This window comes from Ectopseudomonas khazarica, assembly GCF_017915135.1.
GTDB classification, from domain to species: domain Bacteria; phylum Pseudomonadota; class Gammaproteobacteria; order Pseudomonadales; family Pseudomonadaceae; genus Aquipseudomonas; species Aquipseudomonas khazarica.
In genome coordinates this window covers 1,444,198-1,463,452 of record NZ_CP068551.1, presented here as the reverse complement: position 1 = coordinate 1,463,452, position 19,255 = coordinate 1,444,198, and the positions used below count along the sequence as shown (strand labels likewise).

Annotated in this window: 21 protein-coding genes and 1 tRNA gene; 4 read left to right on the top strand and 18 right to left on the bottom strand. The window is 63.7% G+C overall.

Features of this window, described 5'->3' with window-relative positions; all coding sequences use genetic code 11:
- Positions 1-81 precede the first annotated feature (81 nt).
- Positions 82-1,008 (top strand): DMT family transporter, encoded by a 927-nt coding sequence (locus JLK41_RS06720; RefSeq protein WP_210390640.1) that lies wholly within the window; start codon positions 82-84, stop codon positions 1,006-1,008.
- Here the strand turns inward: JLK41_RS06720 and JLK41_RS06715 are convergent.
- Positions 968-1,690, bottom strand: a complete 723-nt coding sequence (locus JLK41_RS06715) for a tRNA-uridine aminocarboxypropyltransferase (RefSeq protein ID WP_210390639.1) — start codon at positions 1,688-1,690, stop codon at positions 968-970. The two genes, JLK41_RS06720 and JLK41_RS06715, sit on opposite strands and share 41 nt — an antisense overlap.
- A 544-nt stretch (positions 1,691-2,234) precedes the next feature.
- On the opposite strand from JLK41_RS06715, the gene JLK41_RS06710 reads away from it, so the two are divergent.
- Positions 2,235-2,636, top strand: coding sequence for a quorum-sensing-regulated virulence factor family protein (locus JLK41_RS06710; protein WP_037047310.1), 402 nt, complete (start codon positions 2,235-2,237; stop codon positions 2,634-2,636).
- 13 nt (positions 2,637-2,649) lie between these two features.
- Here the strand turns inward: JLK41_RS06710 and JLK41_RS06705 are convergent, their stop codons facing one another.
- Positions 2,650-2,844: a hypothetical protein gene (locus tag JLK41_RS06705; RefSeq protein ID WP_037047308.1), complete on the bottom strand. Its 195-nt coding sequence runs from the start codon at positions 2,842-2,844 to the stop codon at positions 2,650-2,652.
- A gap of 314 nt (positions 2,845-3,158) precedes the next feature.
- Here JLK41_RS06705 and JLK41_RS06700 point away from each other — a divergent pair, with 314 nt between their 5' ends.
- Positions 3,159-4,562 carry an MBL fold metallo-hydrolase RNA specificity domain-containing protein gene (locus JLK41_RS06700; protein WP_047592718.1) on the top strand — a complete coding sequence of 468 codons (1,404 nt, stop codon included), beginning with the start codon at positions 3,159-3,161 and terminating at the stop codon, positions 4,560-4,562.
- Between the two features lie 82 nt (positions 4,563-4,644).
- Positions 4,645-5,724: an LOG family protein gene (locus tag JLK41_RS06695; RefSeq protein WP_210390638.1), complete on the top strand. Its 1,080-nt coding sequence runs from the start codon at positions 4,645-4,647 to the stop codon at positions 5,722-5,724.
- Between the two features lie 73 nt (positions 5,725-5,797).
- Here JLK41_RS06695 and nadA read toward each other — a convergent pair whose 3' ends face one another.
- The 16 genes from nadA to aspS all read right to left on the bottom strand — a co-directional run bounded on the left by nadA (position 5,798) and on the right by aspS (position 19,123).
- On the bottom strand, positions 5,798-6,856 hold the full coding sequence (gene nadA, locus JLK41_RS06690) for a quinolinate synthase NadA (protein WP_210390637.1): 1,059 nt from the start codon (positions 6,854-6,856) through the stop codon (positions 5,798-5,800).
- Between the two features lie 141 nt (positions 6,857-6,997).
- Positions 6,998-7,073, bottom strand: a tRNA-Lys gene (locus JLK41_RS06685).
- 58 nt (positions 7,074-7,131) lie between these two features.
- Entirely contained in the window at positions 7,132-7,806 is a 675-nt protein-coding gene (gene queC / locus JLK41_RS06680) for a 7-cyano-7-deazaguanine synthase QueC (protein ID WP_210390636.1), read from the bottom strand.
- A 2-nt stretch (positions 7,807-7,808) separates the two neighbouring features.
- Complete coding sequence (gene queE / locus JLK41_RS06675; protein ID WP_210390635.1) at positions 7,809-8,456, bottom strand: 7-carboxy-7-deazaguanine synthase QueE; 648 nt, start codon at positions 8,454-8,456, stop codon at positions 7,809-7,811.
- Between the two features lie 221 nt (positions 8,457-8,677).
- The gene (gene ybgF, locus JLK41_RS06670) at positions 8,678-9,487 is read right to left on the bottom strand and encodes a tol-pal system protein YbgF (RefSeq protein WP_210390634.1); all 810 of its coding nucleotides are present in this window, start codon (positions 9,485-9,487) and stop codon (positions 8,678-8,680) included.
- A gap of 6 nt (positions 9,488-9,493) precedes the next feature.
- On the bottom strand, positions 9,494-9,991 hold the full coding sequence (pal, locus tag JLK41_RS06665) for a peptidoglycan-associated lipoprotein Pal (RefSeq protein ID WP_037047296.1): 498 nt from the start codon (positions 9,989-9,991) through the stop codon (positions 9,494-9,496).
- Positions 9,992-10,046: 55 nt separating this feature from the next.
- On the bottom strand, positions 10,047-11,345 hold the full coding sequence (gene tolB / locus JLK41_RS06660) for a Tol-Pal system beta propeller repeat protein TolB (RefSeq protein WP_179553686.1): 1,299 nt from the start codon (positions 11,343-11,345) through the stop codon (positions 10,047-10,049).
- A gap of 5 nt (positions 11,346-11,350) precedes the next feature.
- Complete coding sequence (tolA, locus tag JLK41_RS06655) at positions 11,351-12,325, bottom strand: cell envelope integrity protein TolA (RefSeq protein WP_155294661.1); 975 nt, start codon at positions 12,323-12,325, stop codon at positions 11,351-11,353.
- Positions 12,322-12,774 (bottom strand): protein TolR, encoded by a 453-nt coding sequence (gene tolR, locus JLK41_RS06650; RefSeq protein WP_037047288.1) that lies wholly within the window; start codon positions 12,772-12,774, stop codon positions 12,322-12,324. The genes tolA and tolR overlap by 4 nt, the downstream gene beginning before the upstream one ends.
- Before the next feature lie 15 nt (positions 12,775-12,789).
- Positions 12,790-13,485: a protein TolQ gene (tolQ, locus tag JLK41_RS06645; protein ID WP_037047286.1), complete on the bottom strand. Its 696-nt coding sequence runs from the start codon at positions 13,483-13,485 to the stop codon at positions 12,790-12,792.
- A gap of 20 nt (positions 13,486-13,505) precedes the next feature.
- Positions 13,506-13,940 carry a tol-pal system-associated acyl-CoA thioesterase gene (ybgC, locus tag JLK41_RS06640; RefSeq protein ID WP_037047284.1) on the bottom strand — a complete coding sequence of 145 codons (435 nt, stop codon included), beginning with the start codon at positions 13,938-13,940 and terminating at the stop codon, positions 13,506-13,508.
- 53 nt (positions 13,941-13,993) lie between these two features.
- Complete coding sequence (gene ruvB, locus JLK41_RS06635; protein ID WP_037047282.1) at positions 13,994-15,046, bottom strand: Holliday junction branch migration DNA helicase RuvB; 1,053 nt, start codon at positions 15,044-15,046, stop codon at positions 13,994-13,996.
- 84 nt (positions 15,047-15,130) lie between these two features.
- On the bottom strand, positions 15,131-15,736 hold the full coding sequence (gene ruvA / locus JLK41_RS06630; protein WP_134677349.1) for a Holliday junction branch migration protein RuvA: 606 nt from the start codon (positions 15,734-15,736) through the stop codon (positions 15,131-15,133).
- An 18-nt stretch (positions 15,737-15,754) separates the two neighbouring features.
- A complete protein-coding gene (ruvC, locus tag JLK41_RS06625) occupies positions 15,755-16,279 on the bottom strand; it encodes a crossover junction endodeoxyribonuclease RuvC (protein WP_210390633.1) in 525 nt (174 codons plus the stop codon).
- A gap of 149 nt (positions 16,280-16,428) precedes the next feature.
- Positions 16,429-17,178: a YebC/PmpR family DNA-binding transcriptional regulator gene (locus JLK41_RS06620; RefSeq protein ID WP_037047274.1), complete on the bottom strand. Its 750-nt coding sequence runs from the start codon at positions 17,176-17,178 to the stop codon at positions 16,429-16,431.
- Positions 17,179-17,347: 169 nt separating this feature from the next.
- Positions 17,348-19,123 carry an aspartate--tRNA ligase gene (gene aspS, locus JLK41_RS06615; protein WP_210390632.1) on the bottom strand — a complete coding sequence of 592 codons (1,776 nt, stop codon included), beginning with the start codon at positions 19,121-19,123 and terminating at the stop codon, positions 17,348-17,350.
- Positions 19,124-19,255 lie beyond the last annotated feature (132 nt).

Below are 19,255 nucleotides of genomic sequence, written 5' to 3'. Positions count from 1 at the left end.
CCCAGCATGCCGAGCTGTGACGGGGTGGTCAAGTTCAATGCTTTGCGGCAGGATGCGCAGCTTTCCTGCCGAGAAGCTCCGATGCGAAGCCAAGCCCTGCGCGCCGACCTGTTGATGCTGATTACCGCGATGATCTGGGGCAGCGCCTTCGTCGCCCAGCGACTGGGCATGGATAACATCGGCCCCTTCCTTTATACCGGCCTGCGCTTCGCCCTCGCCTGCCTGGCCCTGCTCCCGGTACTGATGCTGCTGCAACGCCGCCAGAAACGCCCCGCCGCCCCCTTGAATCGCAACCTGCTGCTGGGGGGCATCGTCATGGGCCTGGCCCTGTCGCTGGGCATCAACCTGCAGCAGGTCGGCCTGCTGTTCACCACGGTGACCAACTCAGGCTTCATCACCGGGCTCTACGTGATCGTGGTGCCGATTCTCGGTCTGCTGATCGGCCAGCGCAGCAGTGCCGGTATCTGGCTGGGCGCCAGCCTCGCCGTGGTCGGCATGTTCCTGCTCAGCGTCGGCGAGGGTTTCACCGTGGCCTCCGGCGACTGGCTGCAACTGGCCGGTGCCTTCGTCTGGGGTATTCACGTGCTGCTGGTGGGCTTCTTCGCCAGCCGCCATGACCCGTTGCGCCTGGCGCTGATCCAGTTCATCACCTGCGCGGTGATCAGCCTGCTGCTGGCCCTGGTGTTCGAGACGGCCACGCTGGACGGCATCCTCGCGGCCGCCCCGGCCATCGTCTATGGCGGCTTGTTCGGCGTCGCGGTGGGCTTCACCTTGCAGGTGGTCGCGCAGCAACATGCGATCGCCTCGCATGCGGCGATCATCCTGTCCCTCGAGGCGGTGTTCGCCGCCATCGCCGGCGCCCTGCTGCTGGGCGAGATGCTGGCGCCACGCGGTTACCTGGGGTGTGCCCTGATGTTCGGCGGCATGCTGCTGGCCCAGTTGTGGCCGAAGCCGCTGCCGGCCGCGCTCAGCGATAGCCCTGCAGGCGCTGATGCAACGCGTCATTGAGGTCGAGCGGCAAGCGCCGCTTGGCTGCCAGGTAGTGCTGACTGAAGGCATCCAGGTAATCGCCCAGGGCCTCGCCCGCGCGCGAGTCGCCGGCCAGCTCCAGGCACATGGCCGCCACTTCGGCGGTGCACAGGTGCTCGCCGCGCGTGGAGCGACGCAGGCGATAGCGTGACAGCTGCGCCGGGGTCAGGCTGAGTACCGGCAACGCGTCCAGGTAGGGGCTCTTGCGAAACATCTTGCGGGCTTCGGTCCAGGTGGCATCGAGCAGCACGAACAACGGCCGCTTGCCGGGCGTCAGCTGCACCTCCTCCACCACGCGCTGCGGCGCCACGTACTCGCCGGGAAAGACCAGGTAAGGCTGCCACTGCGGGTCGGCCAGCAGCGCGAGCAGCGCCGGCTCCACCGCCGTGCGCGTCCAGCCGAAGGCATGGGTTTCGGGCACCACGTCGGCGATCAGCCAGCCCGTGTTGCTCGGTTTGAGCGCCTCGATGTCATGCATCACCAGGCACATGGCGGCATTCGCCTGCACCTGCGGACGCCAGGCGCACAGGCAGTAGTCCGGCTGCACACGGCAATGCGGGCAACGCTCGGCACGGGAACCGCGCGCGACGAAGGGTTTCAGGCTGCGTGCCAGGCGTTCTGCACGCAGGCGGGCAACGGCATGTGGGGCGGGATGGCTCATGAAGGCGACAACGGCGAAAGGGGGCGCAAGTCTAGCACCACACATCCCCCTGGTCCTTCAGAAGCGCGGCGGCAATGCCAGCCCGACAACAGCTGCACTCGCTGCGTCAGCGGCCTCCCGTTGCCGATACGATGCACACTCTGTCCTGGCGGTCAGCGTCGGGCAAGAGAGTGATCAGACCGGGTATCGCCTGTGCCACTGGATCGAAGGACCAGTCGTCCCAGCGCCATTGGCATGCGCAGGAGCGTGCACCTCCCACGACTGCGAACCAAGGCGATAACCGCGGCCTGTACCTGCGCGGTAGACTATCGAGCATCGCGTGCGCTGGCCCGACGCCTCATTCGTGACGCCCTACGGACAAGCCGACGCAGGCGACATCCAACGACGATGAAACGCCAGGTCGAGACGTGCAGGTCCAGGCGGTTGCTCGCGACGACGAACGCCAGTCTGTGATCGCCGGCCATGCGACCACAAACGGGTTCTCGCGAACATTCGTGCGGGGGCCCTGTCCAACCCTCGTCCAAGCTTTCAGGAGTCACACCCCATGTTGCGTTACATCCTTCCCGCTCTCGCGCTCAGCCTGATGCTGCCGACCGCCCAGGCCGCTTCGCTGAAGGAAATGGAATTGACCCGGACACTGGAACAGGTCGCCCGGCAGAGCAGCGAAGGCACGCCACGCGCGATCAACGAAGACATTCTCGACCAGGGCTATACGGTGGAAGGTCACACGCTGATCAACCACCTCAGCGTGCGTCCGGCGCATGCCGCGCAGATGCGTGGCAACCCGGACACCGTTCGCTCGCAACTGGCGGCGAGCGTCTGCCGCAACCCGGGCTATCGCAAGCTGCTGGCCGATGGCGCGCAGCTGCGCTACCAGTTCAGCGAATACCGCAGCAACCGCCCGGTCACCGTCGAGGTCTTCGACAAGAGCGACTGCGGTATCTGAGCGAACGCCTCGCTCAGCCCCTCTCCGCTCGGCGCTGCGCGTCATCCGCACGCAGCTCGGCGAGCAGTGCCTCCATGTAGCGCGAGCGACGCACACCGCCCTCCAGACGTCGCAAGCACTCGTCCTCGAGGCTCAGCTGGTTGGTGCGTGCTGCCTGCTGCAGCATGTCGTAGAGCTCCGCCTCGACCTGCAGAATCAAACTGGGCATACCTGCCCCCTCCCTTCCTGTTTACCTCACAGCAGACTCGACGCCGGCAGCGAGGGTTCCCCTTCCCTGCCCTGGTCGCCTGCACCCGGCGCGAGCGTCGCTACGCAGCAGCCGCACAGATGAATCGGCCCTGCATCCAACAAGTAAATCAGACGGCCGAACGCAGCCCGGCCACTCGGACGAACGGCAGCCCGGCGGGATGACTATGCTGAGTGAAGGTAACGCTGCGCGCCCGGACGTCGGCTGATCTGCGTCAACCCTAGCCACGCGCAGAGCCGGCAGACTCGAGCCATCACCACGACAAGGATAGAACCATGGCCCTGCTCACCTTCATCGGCGCGATCCAGCAAGTCACCGGCTCCTGCTACCTAGTGGAAAGCCGCGACGGCGCCAGGGTACTGCTCGAATGCGGCATGCATCAGGGCCGCCGCCAGGAGCAGGAACAGAACCACAGCCGCTTTCCGTTCGACCCCAGCAGCCTGGATGCCGTGGTCATCTCCCACGCCCACCTCGATCACAGCGGCCTGCTTCCGCGCCTGGTGGCGGAGGGTTACCGCGGCCCGATCCACGCCACCGAAGCCAGCTGCGAACTGCTCGAACTGATGCTGCTGGACGCCGCCTTCCTCCAGGAAAAGGACGCCGAGTGGGAAAACCGCTGGCGGGCGCGCCAGGGCAAGCCTGCCGTTCAACCGCTGTACACCCAGGCCAACGCGGAGCAGGCGCTCAGCCAGCGGCGGCCGCATGCCTACGGCGAAGCGGTCGAGGTCGCCAAGGGCATAACGGTGACCTTTCACAATGCCGGGCACATTCTCGGCTCGGCGATCGTCGAGATGCAGGTGGAGGATCATCACCTGCAGCGCCACCTGGTGTTCTCCGGCGACCTGGGCAACACCTGCTCGCCGCTGATGCAGGCGCCTGCGCAACTGAACCGGGCGGACGTGCTGCTGATGGAGTCGACCTACGGCGACCGTGACCACCGCTGCAGCGAGGACACCCTGGAAGAACTGGCCGCGATCCTGCAGCAGGCACACAACGAAGGGGGTAACGTCCTGATTCCCTCGTTCGCGGTCGGCCGCACCCAGGACCTGATCTACTACCTCGGGCGCTTCTACCAGGAGGGCCGTCTGCCGCAGCAGGCGGTGTTCCTCGACAGCCCCATGGCCATTCGCGCCAACGCCATCTACAGCCGCTTCCACGACCAGTTCGCCGCTCCGGATCGGGCGGCACTGGCGGCCAAGGGGGTGAAACGCATCGAGGACTGGCTGCCCGTGCTGCGCTGCACGCCGACGGCCGAGGAATCGATGGCGATCAACCGGATCAAGAGCGGCGCGATCATCATCGCCGGTGCCGGCATGTGCAATGGCGGGCGCATCGTCCATCACTTCAAGCACAACCTCTGGCGCGAGAACTGTCACCTGATCTTCCCCGGCTTCCAGGCCAAGGGCACGCTCGGCCGCCTGATCGTGGAGGGCGCCGAGACGGTCAAGGTGCTGCACCAGCGCATCGCGGTAAAAGCCAGAGTACATACCCTCGGCGGCTTCTCCGCCCACGCCGGGCAGTCGCAGCTGCTCGACTGGGCCAGCCAGTTCGAGCACCACCCGGAGCTGTACCTGGTGCACGGTGAACTGGAGAAGATGCAGGCGCTGCAGCAAGCCCTGCGCGAACGGCTGAACTGGATCGCCAACATTCCCGAACCCGGCGAGCAGATCGCCCTGTAGCACCGACAGCGAAACGCCAACCTGGCTGTGGCAAGCTGTGGGCATGTGAACCGGGAACCCGCCGGACCAGAGGAGAACCTGCATGCCTTATGAACCGGATGACTATCTGTCGCGTCACGTCCAGACCAGCGAAGTCGACCTGAGCAGCAGGGTCGACGAACTGGTGGCACTGGCCGCGCCAGGCAACAGCCCCAACCTGCCGCTGTACCGGGAGATGTTCACTACCGTGATCCACATGGCCCAGGCGGATCGCAACCGCTGGGACGCCAAGATCATGCTGCAGACGCTGCGCGAGATGGAGCATGCCTTCGGCGTGCTGGAGCAACTGAAGAGGCGCCGCAAGGTCACGGTATTCGGCTCGGCACGCACCCCTGCCGATCATCCGCTGTATCAGCAGGCTCGCGAACTGGGCGCCTTGCTGGCGCGACGCGACCTGATGGTGATCACTGGCGCCGGTGGCGGCATCATGGCGGCGGCCCACGAAGGTGCCGGTAGCGAGAACAGCCTGGGCTTCAACATCACCCTGCCCTTCGAGCAGACGGCCAATGCCACGGTGCGCGGCAGCCACCAGTTGCTGTCGTTCCACTTCTTCTTCCTGCGCAAGCTGTTCTTCGTCAAGGAGGCGGACGGCCTGGTCCTCTGCCCGGGCGGCTTCGGCACGCTCGACGAAGCCCTGGAAGTGCTGACGCTGATCCAGACCGGCAAGAGCCCACTGGTCCCCGTGGTGCTGCTCGACCAGCCGGGGGGCAGCTACTGGAAAGACGCGCTGGGCTTCATTCGCCGCCAGCTCGAAGGCAATGGCTACATCCTGCCCACGGACCTGAACCTGCTGCACCTGGTCCACAGCGCCGAGGAAGCGGTAGACGAGATCGCGCGGTTCTACCGCAACTTCCACTCCAGCCGCTGGCTGAAGGACCGCTTCGTGATTCGCCTCAACCACCCGCTGAGTGACGCGGCACTGGCGCAGCTGCACGACAGTTTCGCCGGGCTGTACAAGGAAGGCGGCTTCGTTCAGCAGCCGTACTGCGAGCAGGAGCGCGACGAGCCGGAACTCTGCCACCTGACTCGTCTGGCCTTCGCCTTCAACGGCCGGGACTACGGGCGCTTGCGCGCGCTGCTGGACTTCGTCAACGAGCCGGCGAACTGGGCATCACACCCGTAGCGCGGATGCAATCCGGGTGACACACAGCAAAAAGCCCAGCATTGGCTGGGCTTTTTTCGTTGGCAGCGCAGGCTCAGGCGTTGCCTGCCACCTTCATGCGCGCCGCCTGGGTGAAATCGAGCATGCGCTTGAGCGGCTTGATCGCCTTGGGAATCAGCGCCGGGTCGACATGAATCTCCCCGGAACCTTCGCGCAGCCCGGTCAGCACACGCTCCAGGGTGTTCATCGCCATCCACGGACAATGCGCGCAGCTGCGGCAGGCCGCGCCATTGCCGGCCGTGGGCGCCTCGATGAAGGTCTTGTCGGGGCACAGCTGCTGCATCTTGTAGAAGATGCCGCGGTCGGTGGCGACGATGAAGGTGGAGTTCGGCAGGGTCTGCGCGGCCTTGATCAGCTGGCTGGTGGAACCCACCGCATCGGCCAGCTCGACCACGTTCTGCGGCGATTCGGGGTGCACCAGGATGGCGGCATCCGGATACAGCGCCTTCATGTCCAGCAGCTGCTTGGACTTGAATTCCTCGTGGACGATACAGGCACCGTCCCAGAGCAGCATGTCGGCGCCGGTTTCGCGCTGGATGTAGTTGCCCAGGTGCTTGTCCGGCGCCCAGATGATGGTCTCGCCGTTATCCATCAGGCTCTCGACGATTTCCAGCGCGCAGCTGGAGGTCACCACCCAGTCGGCACGCGCCTTCACCGCTGCCGACGTGTTGGCGTAGACCACCACGGTGCGCTCCGGGTGCTGGTCGCAGAACGCGCTGAACTCGTCTACCGGGCAACCCAGGTCGAGCGAGCAGGTCGCCTCCAGCGTCGGCATCAGCACGCGTTTTTCCGGATTGAGGATCTTCGCCGTCTCGCCCATGAACTTGACCCCGGCCACCACCACGGTCTGCGCCGGATGCTGATTGCCGAAACGGGCCATCTCCAGCGAGTCGGAGACGCAGCCCCCGGTCTCCTCGGCCAGCGCCTGGATCACCGGGTCGCAGTAGTAGTGCGCCACCAGTACGGAGTTCTGCTTCTTCAGCTCGGCGGCGATCTCACGGCGATAGAAGGCCTCCTCTTCGGCCGTCAGCGGCTTGGGCTGCTTGGCATCGAGGTGGGCCTGAACCAGAAGGCGTTCGGAAATCTGCGACATATCTCAAACCTGTGGCGCTCGTACGCGAGCCGCGAGTATACACCCTGCTCTGCGCAGCCACTGCCACAGTCAGGACACGGACCTGGCCGGGGGCTTTTTCAGGGCAAAAAAAAGCCAGTCTTGCGACTGGCTTTTGCGATTTGGTGGGTCGTGTAGGATTCGAACCTACGACCAATTGGTTAAAAGCCAACTGCTCTACCAACTGAGCTAACGACCCAACGCGAGGCGCATGATACTGATTTAATTCAGGAAATCAACACTCTGCGAAAAATTTTTCAGAAATAGCGGGTAGCGTCGGGCACACCGGCCGCAACGAAACCGGCCGCACGCAGCCGGCAGCTGTCGCACTTGCCGCAGGCTCGGCCGTCGTCATCGGCCTGGTAACAGGACACGGTCAGCGCATAATCCACACCCAGGCGCATGCCGGCCTGGATGATCTCGCCCTTGCTCATCTGCTGCAGCGGAGCGCGAATGCTGAAGCCCTGCCCCTCTACGCCGGCCTTGGTGGCCAGGTTGGCCATGCGCTCGAAGGCCTCGACGAACTCGGGCCGGCAATCGGGATAGCCGGAATAATCCACGGCGTTGACGCCGATGAAGATGTCGCGTGCTCCGAGCACCTCGGCCCAGCCCAGGGCAAGCGCCAGGAATACCGTGTTGCGCGCCGGCACATAGGTGGCCGGGATGCCCTCGGTCGGTGATTCGGGCACGGCGATGCTGTTGTCCGTCAGAGCCGAACCACCGATGCCGTTGAGATTGAGGCCGATGACCTTGTGCTCGACGACGCCCAGCTGCCGCGCCACGCGCTCGGCCGCCTGCAGCTCGGCGCGATGACGTTGCCCATAGTCGAAACTCATGCTGTAGCAGCTGTAGCCCTCGGCCTTGGCCATGGCCACCACCGTGGCCGAATCCAGGCCGCCGGAGAGAAGAATTACCGCGTTCTTGTCATTCATGCTCAATGTCCCGGCTCGTCGTTCCAGAGAATCTTGTGCAGCTGCAGCTGCAGGCGTACCGGCAGGTTGTCCGTCACTATCCAGTCAGCCAGCGCACGCGCATCGACCTGCTTGTGGCTGGGCGAGAACAGCACCTCGCCGGCACGCGCTGCCAGGTCGTGCTGGATCAGCCTGGATACCGCCCAGTCGTAGTCCTCACGCGAGCAGATGACGAACTTGACCTGATCGCTGCGCGTCAGCCATTCAATGTTCTCGTAGCGATTGCGCTGCACCTCGGCCGAACCCGGAGTCTTCAGGTCGAGCACCTTGCTCACCCGCGGGTCGACGGCCGAGACATCGAGCGCGCCGCTGGTTTCCAGCGACACCTCGTAGCCGGCGTCACAGAGTTGCTGCAGCAGCGGCAGGCAGTTGGGCTGGGCCAGCGGTTCACCCCCGGTGACGCAGACATAACGCGGTTTGTAGGCCGCGACCTGGGCCAGGATGCTGTCCAGGCTGACGACTTCGCCGCCACTGAAGGCATAGGCGGTGTCGCAGTACTGACAGCGCAGGGGGCAGCCGGTCAGGCGCACGAATACCGTCGGCAGGCCGGCGGTACGCGTCTCGCCCTGCAGCGAGTAGAAAATCTCGGTGATGCGCAGGGTTGCTTGCATAAATAGCCACGGGCGTGATGACGAAACAGGCCATCCGCCTCCGTTGCGGGAAAGACGATGGATACAGGCAGTAAAGCCCGATCCGGCAATGGCGCCAGCGCAGGAACATCAGCCGAGCTGAAACCCCGCGCGCGACGCGCCGCGCATTCTAAAGGAAGTCGCTCGCGCAGATAAGCAAAACCCGCGACAAGCGCGGGTTCGTGGCCAAGCGATGGTGCGCCTTACAGACGCTGCAGGTCGCGCTTCGCCAGTTGTGCGGCAGAGCTGCCCGGATACTGGGCGATCACCTGCTGGAGAATGCCCCGTGCCTTGTCGTTGTTGCCCAGGCGACGCTCGACGTCGGCCAGCTTGAACAGCGAATCCGGCACCTTGGAATGGCTGGGGTAGGCCTGGCTGACCTTGGCGAAGGCCTTGCCGGCAGCCTGCAGGTCACCCTTGGCCAGGTTCACTTCACCCAGCCAGTACTGCGCGTTGCCGGCGTACTGGCTGTTGGGGTAACGATTGAGGAACGCCGTGAATGCCTGCGACGCCTTGTCGAAATCCTTGGCCTTGATCAGGTCGAAGGCAGCGTCGTAGTAGAGCTTTTCCTTGGCTGGATCGGCCGCCTCGGTGCTGCCCTGCTGCTGAGCGGCAGGCGGCGTCGGGGCGTCGTTGGCGTTCACCGCGCCATCGGCAGAATTCTTTGCGGGAGTACCACCGGCAGCGGCGCCGGAGGAAAGGCGTTGATCCAGATCCTGGTAACGCTCCAGGCCTTCCCGTTTGAGGCGCTGGATTTCATTCTGCTGTTCTTCCAGCATGCCACGCAGCTGGGCGATCTCCTGCTGCATCTGCTGCAGCTGATTGAACAGCATGCCCTGCGCCGATACCTGGGCACCTGCCCCGGTACCGGCGGAGGCGCCGGCCGTACCATAACCCGCCGGTGGATAGCTGCTGCCTTGCATGGAGCTGCTTTCCAGCACGGGAACTTCCGCCATTGCCACGAGTGGCAAGGCGAGCGTCAGAACGGTCAGAGTACGGCGGCACTTAAGCATGGCAAATTACTTGCGCAGCTCTACGCGACGGTTCTGAGCCCAGGATTGCTCGTCGTTGCCAGTGGCAACCGGACGCTCTTCACCGTAGGAAACCAGCTCCAGCTGAGCCGGGGAAACGCCCTGCAGAACCAGGTAGCGCTGAACGGCCTTGGCGCGACGCTCGCCCAGAGCCATGTTGTACTCGCGGGTACCGCGCTCGTCAGCGTGGCCTTCCAGAACGACGCGGTTGCCGTTGGCTTTCAGGTCCTTGGCGTGTACGTCCAGAGCGCGCATGGCTTCGGCTTTCAGGTCGGAGCTGTCGTACTCGAAGTAGAAGGTGGTGATAGCGCGCAGGGCCGCTTCTTCGCTCAGGCTGCCGTCGACAGCACCGGTGTTGGCGCCGTAGCCAGCGTTCGGGTCTACTGCGCCTTCGCCAGCAGCGTCACCGCCTTTGGAGGAGCAACCTACAGCAACGGCGAGAGCCAGGGACAGCGCAGCAAACTTACCGAATTTCAGCATTTCCATCATGTAACTCCTAATGAACCCCAGTTGTGTTAAGCAAGATTGGTGAAGCGCCGCATCAGTTCAGGTAAGGGGACCAAGAAGGCTCTCGAACTTCGCCTTGAGCGGTAGGAAGAGGGAGCCTCACGCGTCCATTGGTGGACGCCAACATCAAGACTCCCCGGCCCTGCTGGCGGGTGGCGTAGATTAGCATGGCGCCATTTGGCGCAACAGTGGGCGACTCATCCAAACTTGTGTCGGAGAGTATGCGCAGACGGTTGGTTTCAAGGTCCTGGGCGGCGACCTTGAACACGGTGAAACCGTCTTGGCGATGAATCATGACCAGCGTCTTCTCGTCAGCCGACAATTTCGGGTTGGCGTTGTAGTTACCGACGAAGGTGACTCGTTCTACCGCACCGGAATTGATGTTGGTTTTATAGATCTGCGGCTTACCCGCACGATCCGAGGTGAAGTACAGGGTCTGACCGTCCTTGCCCCAGAAAGGTTCGGTATCGATGGCATAATGATTCGTCACGCGGCGAATCTGCCGGCTGCCCATGTCCATCACGTAGATTTCCGGGTTGCCATCCTTGGACAGCACGAACGCCAGGCGTGCACCGTCCGGCGACCAGGCCGGCGCGCCATTGAGGCCTTCGAAGTTGGTGATCTGCTCGCGGCGACCGGTATCGATGTGCTGCACGAAGATGCGCGGACGACGCTGTTCGAACGACACATAGGCGATACGACGACCGTCGGGCGCGAAGGACGGCGACAGGATCGGTTCACGCGATTGCAGCAGGGTCACCGCGCGCGCACCGTCGTAGTCGGAGCGCTGCAGGGTGTAGCGGGTGTTGTTGGTGCCCATGCGCTCGGCAGTGACGTAGAGCAGACGAGTCGAGAACGCACCCTTGACGCCGGTGAGTTTCTCGAACGACTGATCGGCGATGTAGTGCGCCATGTCGCGCAGCTGATCGGTGCCACCGCCGACGTTACCGGTCACCACCTGCTGTTCGGTGTTGACGTTGAACAGCGCGTACTGCACCTGCAGGCGTCCACCGTTGGGCACGATGTTGCCGACCAGCACGTACTGCGCGCCGAGGGCCTTCCAGTCGCGATAGATGACTTCGCTGGCCTGGGTCGGCAGGCTGATCATGTTCTGCCGCGGAATCGGCTCGAAGTAACCGGAGTTGCGCAGGTCGTTGCCGATGATCTCGGCCATGTCCTGGGGCAGGACGTTGCCGCCCTGCCAGCCGAAGGGAACTACAGCGATCGGTGTGGCTCTCTCGGCACCACCAACGATCATGAGTGGATCGGCTGCCTGGACGCTGCCGACCAGCATGACCAGCCCCAGCAGGGCGATACGAATCAGGGTATTCACAGAGCTCAATCCTCCGGTTTGAAAATGACGCGGCGCTGCCTGTACAGACGATCGAAGGTAGCGCGATCCAATTGTTGTATCTCGGGAATACGACCAACGTTACGCACGGCGGCCACCGCCGAACTGTCGAAGGCGGCATCGCCGCTGGAGCGCGACACGCTGGCATTGGTGACGGTGCCATCGGGCAGCATCTGGATCAGCAGTTCGACACTCATACCGCGACGCGCCGACATCGGACGCTGCCAGTTCTCGGTAATCAGCTTGATGATCAGATCGTCGAGGTTGCCCGCGACCTGGTCACCATGGGTTTCGGCTAGCGCTTGCTGGTTCTGCACGTTGTCCGACAGCAAGTCGGCCAGCGCCGCCGCCTTCTGATCTTCTGCTGCCTTGCGCCTGGCCGCTTCGGCCTTACGCTTGGCGTCTTCTTCCGCTTTCCTCTTCGCAGCTTCAGCGGCCGCCTTCTTCTTGGCCTCCTCCGCCGCTTTTTTCTTCGCGTCTTCAGCGGCCTTTTTCTTGGCATCCTCGGCGGCTTTCTTCTTTGCTTCTTCCTCGGCGCGTTTCTTGGCGATATCCGCCTGACGCTTCTGCTCGGCGGCTTTCTCGGCCTCGGCCTTCTTCGCAGCTTCGGCCTTGGCCGCCTCAGCTTTGGCCTGCTCGGCCTTCTTTTGTTCCTCAGCCTTCTTGGCTGCGGCGACTTTCTGCTCCTCGGCCTTCTTCTGCTCCAGACGCTCCGTCTCGAACTGCGGCGCCGAGGTCTTCTGCGCCTCGCCCGCCACCTTCTGCGTGGTCTGGGTGGTGGCCTGGCTCTGCGACTTCAGCTGATACAGCGTAGCCTGCACCACCGGACGCGCCGGCGGCAGCTCCGGGCTGAAGGCGAAGCTGACGAACAGCATGGCGAACATCAGGACGTGCAGCCCCACGGCCCAGACGATGGGCCAGAAGTAGCTTTCCGATTGCGAACGCTCGGTTTGCTGCATCAGGGGGCCTCGGTAATCAATCCGACGTTACCGACGTCGGCCTGTTGCAGACCGCCCATGGCCGCCATCACGGTGCCGTAGTCCACCGCCTTGTCACCACGCACGAAGACCTGCACCTGCTTACCCTGGCGACGGTTCTCGGCAATGATCGCCGTGACGGCCTGGGTCATCTGCTCGAGCGTGGAGGCGCGCTCCTGCTCGGTGTCGACGTCCACTTCGCTGCCCATGTTCCAGTAGTAGGTCTTGTCGGCCTTGATGGAAATGGTCAGCACCTGGGCGTCGTTGTCCTGCGGCAGCACTTCGCTGCTGACCTTCGGCAGGTCGACCTTGACGCCCTGGTTGAGCATCGGTGCAGTCACCATGAAGATGACCAGCAGCACCAACATCACGTCGATGTAGGGCACCACGTTCATCTCGGCGACCGGTTTGCGTCTGTTGCGAATTCTCGCCATGGCTGAAACCTGCCCTTAGTCTTCCGAGGTGTGCACTTTGCGGTGCAGGATGGCCTGGAACTCGTCGGCGAAGGTGTAGTAGCGGCCGATCAGCATCTCGCCGCGCGCCGAGAAACGGTTGTAGGCGATGACCGCAGGAATCGCGGCGAACAGGCCGATGGCCGTGGCGATCAGTGCCTCGGCGATACCCGGAGCGACGGTGGCCAGGGTGGCCTGTTGCACCTGGGCCAGGCCACGGAAGGAGTTCATGATGCCCCATACGGTACCGAACAGGCCGATGTAGGGGCTGGTGGAACCGACGGTGGCGAGGAACGGCAGCGCGGTTTCCAGCTTCTCCTCCTCACGCGAGATGGCCACGCGCATGGCGCGCGAAACGCCATCCATCACGGCGTCCGGGTCGACACCCTGCTGCTGACGCAGGCGCGAGAACTCCTTGAAGCCGGCGCGGAAGATCTGCTCCAGGCCCGAGTCCGGATCCGGGTTGCTGCCCGCCTGGCGATAGAGCTTGGACAGGTCGATGCCGGACCAGAAGCGGTCCTCGAAGTTGTCCAGCGCACGCTTGGCGGCACGCAGGGCACTGCTGCGCTGGAAGATCATGACCCAGGAAATGACCGAGGCGGCCACCAGGGTAAGCATCACCAGCTGGACCACCAGGCTGGCATTGCTGATCAGACTCCACATCGACATATGGTCAACGGCGTTAGCTTCCACGCTTACTCTCCTGCTGCAATTTAAGTCCGCGCCTGCGTCCCGGCGAACGCGTGTCGCAGGGTTTCGGGGATGGCCCGGGGTTTCAAGTTGTCGGCGCGCACACAGGCCACCAGGAACTGCCCTTCGCAGAGCAGCGCATCATCCGCAGCCCGCCTGACCTGTTGACGAAAACGCAGGCTGGCACGGTTCAATTCGATCACATCGGCGCTGATCAGCAGCTCGTCATCCAGGCGGGCCGGGGCGTGGTAACGCGCCTCGGCCGAATGCACGACGAACAACAGGCCCTCACCGGCCAGCGTCGACTGGGCATAACCCAGCTCACGCAGGCGCTCGGTGCGAGCCCGCTCCATGAATTTGAGGTAGTTGACGTAGTAGACGATACCGCCGGCGTCGGTGTCTTCGTAATAGACCCGACAGCGGTGGCTGAACGGCTGCACTCCGTTTGGCGCGCGCATACTCTATTCCTCGGCCTTTCGCTTGCCAATCCGGCCTGGTAACAATTTTTTCGTCATTCGTCGCCCGCCGTGAACAGGTCGGTGGCAGGCGGCTCGGCCTGGCGTGACGGCGTGTTGAGACCGAAGTGCTGGTAGGCATGCCGCGTCACCACACGCCCGCGCGGGGTACGCATCATGTAGCCCTGCTGGATGAGATAGGGTTCGAGCACATCCTCGATGGTGTGGCGTTCCTCGCCGATGGCTGCCGCCAGGCTGTCGAGCCCGACCGGGCCGCCGTCGAACTTCTCGATCATCGCCAGCAGCAAGCGACGGTCGGAGTGATCGAAGCCACGTTCGTCGACATCCAGCAGGTTCAGCGCCTGGTCGGCGATCAGCTGGGAGATCTGCCCGGAACCGCGCACTTCGGCGAAGTCACGCACCCGGCGCAGCAGGCGGTTGGCGATGCGCGGCGTGCCCCGGGCGCGGCGGGCAATCTCGTAGGCCCCCTTGGCCTCGATGGGCAGCCCCAGGATACCGGCGGAGCGCGAGACGATGGTGGCCAGGTCGTCGACGCCGTAGAACTCCAGGCGCTGGACGATGCCGAAACGGTCACGCAACGGGTTGGTCAGCATGCCGGCACGGGTCGTGGCGCCGACCAGGGTGAACGGCGGCAGATCCAGCTTGATCGAACGTGCGGCCGGGCCCTCGCCGATCATGATGTCGAGCTGGAAATCCTCCATGGCCGGGTACAGCACTTCCTCGACCACCGGTGACAGACGGTGAATCTCGTCGATGAACAGCACATCGCCGCTTTCCAGGTTGGTCAGCAGCGCCGCCAGATCACCCGGACGCTCCAGTACCGGGCCCGAGGTGCTCTTGATCGAACTGCCCATCTCCTGGGCGATGATGTTGGCCAGGGTGGTCTTGCCCAGGCCGGGCGGACCGAAGATCAGGGTATGGTCGAGCGCTTCCGCCCGCCCCCGCGCAGCCTGGATGAACAACGCCATCTGCTCGCGCACGACGGGCTGCCCGGTGTAGTCGGCCAGCCGCAGCGGCCGAATGGCGCGGTCCTGCTGCTCTTCACGCTCGCGCGGGCTGGAGGTGATCAGGCGATCGGCTTCGATCATCGAGGTGTTCCACTAAGAGTCCATTGAATTGCGGTGCAGCGTTTTCCAGCGGAAAGCCGGTGGATGAAAACGGCGTCATTCAGCCTACGCCATGCCGCGCAGTGCGCGTCGGATCAAATCTTCGCTGCTCATACCATCCTCCTTGACGGCGGCAACCGCTCGACTGGCTTCCTGCGGCTTGTAACCGAGGGAAATCAGCGCGCTGACCGCATCGTTCTCCGCGCTTGAGACTGCCTGGGCCAGTTGAGGTTCCACCACCAGGGGCGCAATGGCGGGGATCGACTCCCACGCCTTGAAGCGATCCTTGAGCTCCACCAGCAGGCGCTCGGCAGTCTTCTTGCCAACGCCGGGCACCTTGGTCAACGCCGCCGTGTCCTGCGCTTGCACACAGCGCACCAACTCGTCGACCTCCAGCCCCGACATCAGCGCCAGCGCCAGCTTGGGGCCGACGCCATTGAGGCGAATCAACTCGCGGAACAGCTCGCGATCACGCTTTTCATAGAAACCGTAGAGCAGATGCGCGTCCTCACGCACCACCAGATGCGTGTGCAGGGTCACCGTCTCACCCTGCGCCGGCAGACGATAAAGGGTCGTCATCGGTACTTCCAGTTCGTAACCGACGCCATTCACATCCAGAAGCAAATGCGGCGGCTGTTTCTCCGCCAGGGTGCCGCGCAAACGTCCGATCACCAGAGATTCCTTAACAGGTTATAAACGAAGACGACCGCCGCGCCGCTTGGCGCTGGCCAGCCCATGGGAAATGAGACTTTGCCGGTGGTGGGCATGGCACAAGGCAATGCCCAGGGCGTCGGAGGCGTCGATCTGCGGTTTCTGCACCAGCTTGAGCAGGTGCATGACCATCATCTGCACCTGCTGCTTGTCGGCTGCTCCGGTGCCGACCACGGCCTGCTTGACCTGCGTGGCGGTGTACTCGCTGATTTCCAGCCCCGCTTCGGCGGCCGCGACGATGGCCGCACCGCGCGCCTGACCGAGCTTGAGCGCCGAGTCGGCGTTACGCGCCATGAACACCTGCTCGATGCCCATGGTCATGGGCCCGTAGGTGGCGATGACCTCGCTGACGCCACGAAAGACGATCTGCAGGCGCTCGGCCAGCGCCCCGTTGCCGGTACGGATGCAGCCGGAAGCCACGTATTCGCACCCCCGTCCGGTGTCGCGTATCACGCCATAGCCGGTGATGCGCGAGCCGGGGTCGATGCCAAGGATCAGGGTCATGTCAGCAACTGTCTATTTATCCAGTTCGCGAGTATACGGCGCGACCCCGGCGCCGTCATCCGCCGGCCCCGTGAAAAGCCGATGGCCCGACAAAAAAGCCGGAAACGCTGTGCACGCTTCCGGCTTTCTGACCAGCACGAACGGGCAGCTCAGCCAAGCTGCTCCATGATCTCGTCCGCGACCTCGGCGTTGTGGTAGACGTTCTGCACGTCGTCCAGATCTTCGAGCATGTCGATCAGCTTGAAGACCTTCTGCGCGGTCTCCAGGTCATCGATCGGCGCACTGATCGAGGGAATCATGGCGATTTCCGCCTCTTCACCCTTGAAGCCCGCAGCCCCCAGCGCCTCGATCACGGCATGGAACTCGCTGAAGCTGGTCGACACCAGCGCGGCGCCCTCCTCGCCCATTTCCACGTCATCGGCGCCGGCCTCGAGCGCGGCTTCCATCAGTTCATCCTCGTCCACACCCGCAGCGAAGCTGATCTGCCCCTTGCGCTCGAACATGTAGGCCACGGAACCATCGGTGCCGAGGTTGCCACCGCACTTGCTGAAGGCATGACGGACTTCGGCGGCGGTCCGGTTGCGGTTGTCGGTCATCACCTCGACGATGATCGCCACGCCACTGGGCGCGTAGCCCTCGTAGCTGAACTCGACGACGTTGTCGGCTTCGTTGTTGCCGGCACCACGGGCGATGGCGCGGTCGATGACGTCACGCGACATGTTGTTGGTCAGCGCCTTGTCCACGGCCAGGCGCAGACGCGGGTTATCGGCAGGAATCGGGCCACCGTGCTTGGCGGCCACGGTCAGCTCGCGAATCAGCTTGGTGAAGATCTTGCCGCGCTTAGCGTCCTGACGCCCCTTGCGGTGCTTGATGTTGGCCCATTTGGAATGACCAGCCATAACTCACTCCATCTTTTTCAAAACAAACTACAACCGGCACAAGCCGAGATGAGAACCGTCGCGAGCTTAGGTCAGGCAAGACGGGAAGAGGTGAGAAAGCGCAGTTTGCTGAAGCAAATGAGCATTTCGAACCTCTTTCCAACGCAGCATGACCAAGCGCAGCAGGTTATCACTCGGCTTTGGGTTGCTCGCGCAGGCGGATGTGTAGCTCGCGCAGCGACTTGGCGTCCACCAGCCCCGGTGCCTGGGTCATGACGCAGGCCGCGCTCTGGGTTTTCGGGAAGGCGATCACTTCGCGGATCGACTGCGCACCGGTCATCAGCATCACCAGGCGATCCAGGCCGAAGGCCAGGCCACCGTGGGGCGGCGCACCGAACTTCAGCGCATCGAGGAGGAAGCCGAACTTCTCTTCCTGCTCCGCTTCGCTGATGCCCAGCACCTCGAAGACGGCCTGCTGCATCTTCTTGTCGTGGATACGGATCGAACCGCCACCCAGTTCGGTACCGTTGAGCACCATGTCATAGGCGCGCGACAGCGCGGCGCCCGGGTTGGCCTTGAGCTCTTCCGGGCTGCAGTTGGGCGAGGTGAACGGGTGGTGCATGGCGGTCAGGCTGCCATCGTCGTTTTCCTCGAACATCGGGAAGTCGACGACCCACAGCGGCGCCCACTCGCAGGTCAGCAGGTTCAGGTCGTGACCCAGCTTGATACGCAGCGCGCCCAGCGCCTCGGAGACGATCTTGGCCTTGTCGGCGCCGAAGAACACGATATCGCCGTCGACGGCACCGACGCGATCGAGGATCACGTTGATGTTGTCCAGCGGGATGTTCTTGACGATCGGCGACTGCAGGCCTTCGACACCGGCGGCACGCTCGTTGACCTTGATGTAGGCCAGGCCCTTGGCGCCGTAGATGCCGACGAACTTGGTGTAGTCGTCGATCTGCTTGCGCGGCATGCTCGCCCCGCCCGGTACGCGCAGCGCGGTGACGCGGCACTTCGGATCGTTGGCCGGGCCGGCGAAGACCTTGAATTCGACGTCCTTGAGCTGGTCCTCGACATCCACCAGCTCCATCGGGATGCGCAGGTCCGGCTTGTCCGAACCGAAGCGACGCATGGCCTCGGCCAGGGTCATGTGCGGCAGCGTGTCGAACTCGACGTCCAGCACTTCCTTGAACAGGTTGCGCACCATGGTCTCGGTGATGTCCATGATGTCTTTTTCATCGAGGAAGCTGGTCTCGATGTCGATCTGGGTGAATTCCGGCTGACGGTCGGCACGCAGATCTTCGTCGCGGAAGCACTTGGCGATCTGGTAGTAACGGTCGAAGCCGGCGACCATCAGCAGCTGCTTGAACAGCTGCGGCGACTGCGGCAGGGCGAAGAAGCTGCCGGCGTGGGTGCGGCTCGGCACCAGGTAGTCGCGTGCACCTTCCGGCGTGGCGCGGGTCAGGATCGGCGTTTCCACGTCGAGGAAGCCGTTGTCATCGAGGTAACGGCGGATGCTCGAGGTGATGCGCGAACGCAGCTTGAGCTTCTCGGCCATTTCCGGACGACGCAGGTCGATGAAACGGTAGCGCAGGCGGGTTTCCTCGCCCACGTCGGTGTACTCGTTGAGCGGGAACGGCGGGGTTTCCGCTTCGTTGAGGACCTCCAGCTCGTAACCCAGCACTTCGATGGCGCCACTGGCCATGTTGGCGTTGCGCGCGCCTTCCGGACGCAGACGCACCTTGCCGGTGATCTTCACCACGTATTCGCTGCGCACGCGGTCGGCCTTGGCGAAGGTCTCGGCACGATCCGGATCGAACACCACCTGGGCCAGGCCTTCACGGTCACGGATATCGAGGAAGATCACCCCGCCATGGTCGCGACGACGGTGTACCCAGCCGCAAAGGGTGATTTCCTGGCCATCCAGGCTCTCGTTCAACTGGCCGCAATAGTGGCTGCGCATCATGATCGTGTTTCGCTTCTCTAAGGTCTGGGATAGGTCAGGCAGCCCCCAACGCCTTGGGCAGGAGCCACATCGCGGCGAACGTCCACGCCGCGCTTCGATAAAGAGCGGGATTATATAGCGTAAATCGCCGAG